Below are 857 nucleotides of genomic sequence, written 5' to 3'. Positions count from 1 at the left end.
ATCTATGGTCACTCCCGTTTTTGCAACACCGATTTTGACGACAAGTTGGCTTGCTTGAATCTATCCGGCGTCTGAATGGGATTTTATTCCCGCGCCTTGATGAGTTCCGCGCCTGATGAACCTCCAGAAAATATACGGCTTCAATGAGCCTTTCCGTTTTACAGGTTCCTCAACAGGCCGGTGGGCCGTTAGTATCATCAATATCAGTATTCGCAAAACCAGATCAGTAATTCTTTAAACCGGTGTATTTCTGCCGTTATGCTACATAAGTTTGCTGTCGTGCCGTTAGGGCCCAGGCTATTCTGGCCAGCTTGTTTGCCAGAGCACAAGTGACGACAAAGTTGCTTTTCCGGCACAGTAAATCCCTGACCCAATCGGCCAATTTGCCAGACTGGTGTTCCAGTTTTTGTATGAATACCCTGGCACATTGAACCAACAAAGTTCGGATCTTTTTATTACCTCGCTTACTAATTCCCAGCAATGTCGTCCTACCTCCCGTGCTGTACTGCCGAGGTACAAGCCCTGTTGCCGCCGCAAAGTCACGGCTGCTGGCGTACTGCTTCCCGTCGCCAATCTCAGTTGAAATAGTACTCGCTGTCAGTGTTCCGACGCAGGGAATGCTCAGCAAGCGCTGTCCAACCTCATCTTCGTCCAACTTTCGTTTCAACTGGGATTCCAAATCTTTAATCTGCTCAACAAGATAGTGATAATGCTGTTGTAATTTCAGCAATAACTGGCTGAGGTAAAGAGGCAAACTATTATCCTCAAGAATGGTACTCAGTCGGCTAATAACGGCAGCTCCTCGGGGAACGCTAATGCCAAATTCCAGCAGAAAAGCATGCATTTGATTGGTTGTT

The 857-nt window shown here is 47.3% G+C and carries 1 pseudogene; it reads right to left on the bottom strand.

The annotated features are described in order from the left end of the window. Positions 1–256: 256 nt before the first annotated feature. Positions 257–857 (bottom strand): annotated as a pseudogene (locus ACHH0Z_RS25590) (IS110-like element IS4321 family transposase); the annotation flags it as partial.

This window comes from Enterobacter cloacae complex sp. 2024EL-00227, assembly GCF_043945315.1.
GTDB lineage: Bacteria > Pseudomonadota > Gammaproteobacteria > Enterobacterales > Enterobacteriaceae > Enterobacter > Enterobacter roggenkampii.
Note: the sequence above shows the minus strand (reverse complement) of the source record. Positions and strands in the feature narration are given on the sequence as shown.